At 76.3% G+C, this 4,699-nt stretch carries 4 protein-coding genes; 3 read left to right on the forward strand and 1 reads right to left on the reverse strand.

The genetic code is table 11. The features are described from left to right. Nucleotides 1–28: 28 nt before the first annotated feature. Nucleotides 29–2,032 (reverse strand): amidohydrolase, encoded by a 2,004-nt coding sequence (locus ACFV6I_RS17360; protein ID WP_380426117.1) that lies wholly within the window; start codon nucleotides 2,030–2,032, stop codon nucleotides 29–31. Nucleotides 2,033–2,254: 222 nt separating this feature from the next. Between ACFV6I_RS17360 and ACFV6I_RS17365 the strand changes: the two genes are divergently transcribed. The 3 genes from ACFV6I_RS17365 to ACFV6I_RS17375 form a co-directional block, all read left to right on the forward strand. Continuing rightward, entirely contained in the window at nucleotides 2,255–2,863 is a 609-nt protein-coding gene (locus ACFV6I_RS17365; protein ID WP_380426119.1) for a TetR/AcrR family transcriptional regulator C-terminal domain-containing protein, read from the forward strand. A 641-nt stretch (nucleotides 2,864–3,504) separates the two neighbouring features. Beyond that, on the forward strand, nucleotides 3,505–3,888 hold the full coding sequence (locus ACFV6I_RS17370) for a hypothetical protein (protein WP_063350270.1): 384 nt from the start codon (nucleotides 3,505–3,507) through the stop codon (nucleotides 3,886–3,888). A gap of 88 nt (nucleotides 3,889–3,976) precedes the next feature. Further along, nucleotides 3,977–4,699 (forward strand): transcriptional regulator (locus ACFV6I_RS17375; protein WP_380426121.1); only part of this gene is annotated, 723 nt, incomplete at its 3' end.

Here is a 4,699-nt window from a genome sequence, read left to right on the forward strand (position 1 = left end):
CGCGCGGGGGGGCGGCCGCCCGTCCGATTCACCGGTGCGCGGGGGAGGCGCGCCCGCCGCCCGCCGGGGGGGGGGGGCGGGGGGCGCGGGGGGGGGGGGGGCGGGGCCGGGGGGGGCGGGGCCCGGCGCTGGGTCCGGCGCGGCCGGTGTCGGGGCCGGTGCGGGGGGAGCCGGGTGCGGTCGGGGAGGCCGCGTCGGAGGGCAGAGTCATGGGGGAGCTCTCCTGGGGTCGTACGGACGAGGGTAGAGCGGTCGGCCGCCGATCGGGTGCGGGCGGTCGACGGGGGAGCGGACGCCGTGGGGGGCGTTCCGGCGGGCGGGGTACGGGGGGATCCTGGGGGGTCAGTGCGTGCGGCGGCCGCCGCGCATCGGCCCCGCCCCCCGGACCGCGGCCCCCACCGCGGCCGGCACCCCGGAGGGGGCGGCGCGGGCGGCGGCCCCCGCGCCAGGTCCCGGCCACCGGGACGGCGGCCAGCTCGGCGGCCGGCACCGCGTAGGGGTCGGCCGCCAGGTGCACCAGGTCGGCCCGCATCCCGGGGCGCAGCACGCCCCACTCCGTCTCCTCGAAGGCCTGGTGCGCGACGCCCGCCGAGTACGCCGCGAGTGCCTCGGTGAGGCCGATCCGCTCCTCGGGCAGCCAGCCGCCGGCCGGCAGGCCGTCCGGGGTCTGCCGGGTGACGGCGGTGGCGAGACCGGCCAGCGGCTCGTAGCGGGTGACCGGCCAGTCGCTGCCGAAGGAGACCCGGGCGCCACCGCGCAGCAGGGCGGCGATCTGGTACTGCCGGGCGCCGCGCTCGGGGCCGAGCCGGGGGAGGGTGAGTTCGGTCATCAGCGGGTCGGTCTGGGCCCACAGCGGTTCGAAGTTGGCGATCACGCCGAGTTCGGCGAAGCGGGGCAGGTCGGCCGGGTCGACGAGCTGGACGTGGGCGATCACCGGGCGGCGGGCGCGCAGGCCGTTGCGGCGGGTGGCGGCCTCGACGGCGTCCAGGGCGATCCGGACGCCGTGGTCGCCGATGGCGTGGATGTGCGGCTGGAAGCCGAGCGCGTCGACGGCGGTGACGGCGTCGGCCAGTTCGGCGCCGGTCCAGTTGGCGACGCCGTGGGAGTGCGGGCAGTCGCTGTAGGGCGCCAGCAGGGCGGCCGTCCCGGACTCGACGACGCCGTCGGCGAAGAACTTGACCGCCCGGGCGGTGAGCCGGCCGCGCCCGCCGGCCTCGACCCGCTCCCGGTCGGCGGCCAGGGCGGGGAGCCGTGCGCGCCAGCCGTCCGGTTCGAGCAGCAGCGCGAGCCCGGCCCGGACGGGCAGATCGTGCTCGGCGACGGCGGCGAGCCAGGTGTCGACCTGCGCGGGCTCGATCCAGGCGTCCTGGAGCCAGGTGAGCCCGGCGGCGGCGAGCGCGGCGGTGGTCTCGCGCAGGGCGGCGACCTGCTCGGCGAGCGGGAGCGGCGGGACGAGCGCGAGGACGGGGTTGAGGGCGCCGAACTCGCGCAGGGTGCCGAGCGGGGCGCCGTCCGGGCGGCGGACGATCTCGCCGCCCACGGGGTCGGGCGTGTCCGGCCCGTACCCGGCGCGGCGCAGCGCCTCGCTGTTGGCCCAGCCGGTGTGGTGGTCCATGGTGCGCAGCAGGACGGGCCGATCGGGGACGGCGGCGTCGAGCAGCCGGGCGTCGAACAGGCCGCCCTCGGCGAGCCACGGGTCGACGGCGTCCCCGGTGATCCACTCGGCCTCGGGGTGCCGGGCGGCCCAGGTGCGGACGGCCTCGACGACCTCCTCCAGGCTGGTGCAGTCGCGCACCGGCACGCCGCGCAGCCCGATGGCGCCGATCAGCGGGTGGAGGTGGCCGTCGCCGAAGGAGGGCAGCAGGGCGCCGCCCGCCAGGTCGACGGTCTCGGTGCGGTCGTCGCGCAGGGCGAGCGCCGCGTCGCCGAGGGCGGTGATCCGCCCGGCGGTGACGGCGAGGGCGTGGGTGGCGGGGTGGGCGGGGTCTCCGGTGTGGATCCGGCCGCCGGTGAAGATCGTGTCGGCACGCATGGGGGAGCGTCCTCTCCGGGTCGCGGCAGGCGACGAGGGCGACCTGCCTAAACCGAATGGGGTTCGGTTACCGTAGGCGCGGCACCGGCGGGTGCGGAAGAGTTTTATTGAAAGCCATTCAGTAACGCTTGGGTAACGATGATCTTGAGAATGCTCCCGAAGGCTCCCTGAAGGACTTCCCGAAGGGCCCCCTGGGGACTCCCCGAAAGACGAGGAACCGGCATGGCCAGGCCGCGCACACCCCTGCTGGACCGGCAGCGCATCGTCGACACCGCGCTGCGGCTGGTCGACGAGTCGGGCGACCTCACCATCCCCGGCCTCGCCGGCGCCCTCAAGGTCAGCCCCTCCGCGCTCTACCACCACGTCGCCGGCCGGGCCGAGATCGTCGCCCTGATGCGCGCCGAACTCGTCCGCACCATCGGCGAGCAGTCGATGTGGGACCAGCCCTGGGACGCGGCGCTGCGCACCTGGGCGCACGCCTACCGGGACGCCTTCGCCGAACACCCCGGCATCGTCCGCCTGCTCGCCACCGCCCCGCTCGCCGAACCGTTCATGCACGAGCTGTACGAGCGTGCCGTCGCCACCCTGGAGGGTGCGGGCTTCGCCGCCCGGGACGTGATGGGCGTGATCACCGCCCTGGAGAGCTTCATCCTCGGCTCCGCCCTCGACCTGGTCGCCCCGGACGTCATGGTCGACGCCGTCGACCGTGACGCCACCCCGCGCCTGGCCGACGCCCTCGATGCCGTCCCCGCCGGCCGCGAACGCGCCGACCGGGCCTTCGAGCTGGGCCTCACCGCCCTGATCGCGGGCTACCGGGCGCTGCTGCCCTGACCGCCCTCCGTGCTGGAGCCGGGGCGCGCCGGGGTTGGGTCGCCGCAGTTCCGCCGGGTCCGGTCCCGTTCCTCCATCCGGTTTCTGAGCAGGCGTGATGACCTGCTAATGTTCTTCTCGTCGGGAGGGAAACAAACTCCCGAGCAGGCGTCAGCGGTGCTACCAGAGCACGTCCTACTTTCAGTAGGAAGAGTCCGTGCGACCCGGGCCTGGCGCTCCACCCGAAGGGGCTCGTTCCGTCCAGCGGAACGGGCCCCTTCGTCGTGCCCGGGGCTCCGGCGGCAGTCGGCGTGCGGCGACCCGGTGGTGTGGACCTGTTTGCCCGGTCCCCTATCGCATGCCGGCGGTCGAAACCCTGCCGTGCGGCCGGTTCTCGGCCAAGCTCCCCTGCCAGGTGGTCGGCGGGTGGCGGTGGGCTGCGGTCCGCGACCGTCCCCGGGCCAGCGGGTTCGCCCGGCAGCGGTGGCTGACGCCTTGTCACACCTTGGCCGGAAGTGGACGCTACTGATGTGAATATGCCATTGGAATGTTCGTCATATGGAATCCGGCAGTAGCCTTCCGTGTCGAGCCCGCCACTGCTGGTGGCGGCCCGGCCGTGCCGTGCTGCGCCCGGCTGCCCAGACCCCCTCGAAGGAGCCGGTGTGCCGGGTATCGACGAATGCCTCGCCGGAGCGATGTCGATCTCCGGGGCACGCTCCGCGAGCCTGGTCGACTGGAGCAGCGGACTCGCACTCGGCAGCCTCGGCGAGTGCCCGACCGGTGACCACGAGACCGCGGCCGCCGAGACAACCGACTTGGTACGGGCGGCCGTTGAGAGCCAGACCTTCACCGGGGCGGAGGACCGGCGGTCGCCGTTACAGGACGTCATCGTCACCGCCGGCCGCAGCTACCACCTCATCTGCTTCATCGACACCGTCTTCGACAGCCGCCTCGTCCTCCACCTCTGGCTCGACCGCGCCCAGGGCAACCTCGCCGCCGCCCGCTACCGCCTCCAGGCGCTCGCCGAGGAACTGGTGCTGGGGTGAGCGGGACGCCCATCGCGGCCATCGGGTTTCGGCCAGCACGCCGGACGGGCCGCCCCCGCCGCCCGCGCTCCACCGGGCGGTGGCCCCGATGAACGCCGCGCCCGCCGCCGTCCGCCCGCCCGCCACGCCGCAGACCCCCGGCGAGGCCCTCGGCCTGCTCGCGGCCCGCCGCGCCACCGGCGCCCTGTGCGGCCCGCTCGGCAGCCTGCACCTCGTCGACGGCCAGGTGGCGCACGCCGACTCCCCGCGCGCGCCCGGCCTGGCCGAACTCCTCACCGGCTGCGGCCGGATCACCCCCGGGCAGTGGGCGGAGCTGCTCCGGCTCGACGGCCCGCGCGCCCGGGTCGGTGAGGCACTCGTCGAACGGCGGCTGCTCACCCGGGGCGAGCTCGAACTCGGTCACCTGGGCACGCTCTTCGACGCCGCGTTCTTCGTCCTCGCCGACCGGACCGGCGGCGTCTGGCGGTTCGAGCCCGACGCCCGGCACTGGCTGGGCCCGGTGGCCACGGTCGACCCCGGCCGGCTGCGCCGAGAGGTCGAGCGCCGGGGCCGGCTGCTGGAACGCATCTGGCCCTGGCCGCAGCTCGACACCGCGCCGGTCCGCCCGGTGGTGCCGGTCCCACGGCCGTCGCACCGCCCGCCCGGCCGCCGCCGGCGCGAACTGCTGGACCACGCCGACGGCCGAAGAACCCCGGCGGACCTGGCACGCCTGCTCGGCCGGTCCGGCTTCGGCGTCACGGCGGTCCTCCGCCCCCCCGCCCCCCCCCCGCGGGGCCCCGCCCCCCCGGCCCCCCCGCCCCCCCCCGCCCCC

Origin of the sequence: Kitasatospora sp. NPDC059803, from assembly GCF_042732255.1 — a bacterium.
Taxonomy (GTDB): domain Bacteria; phylum Actinomycetota; class Actinomycetes; order Streptomycetales; family Streptomycetaceae; genus Kitasatospora.

What these genes read in the sequence shown, in the direction of transcription:
- ACFV6I_RS17365 (WP_380426119.1), top strand. Translation starts at nt 2,255, where the DNA reads ATGGCCAGGCCGCGCACACCCCTGCTGGACCGGCAGCGCATCGTCGAC.
- ACFV6I_RS17360 (WP_380426117.1), bottom strand. Translation starts at nt 2,032, where the DNA reads ATGCGTGCCGACACGATCTTCACCGGCGGCCGGATCCACACCGGAGAC.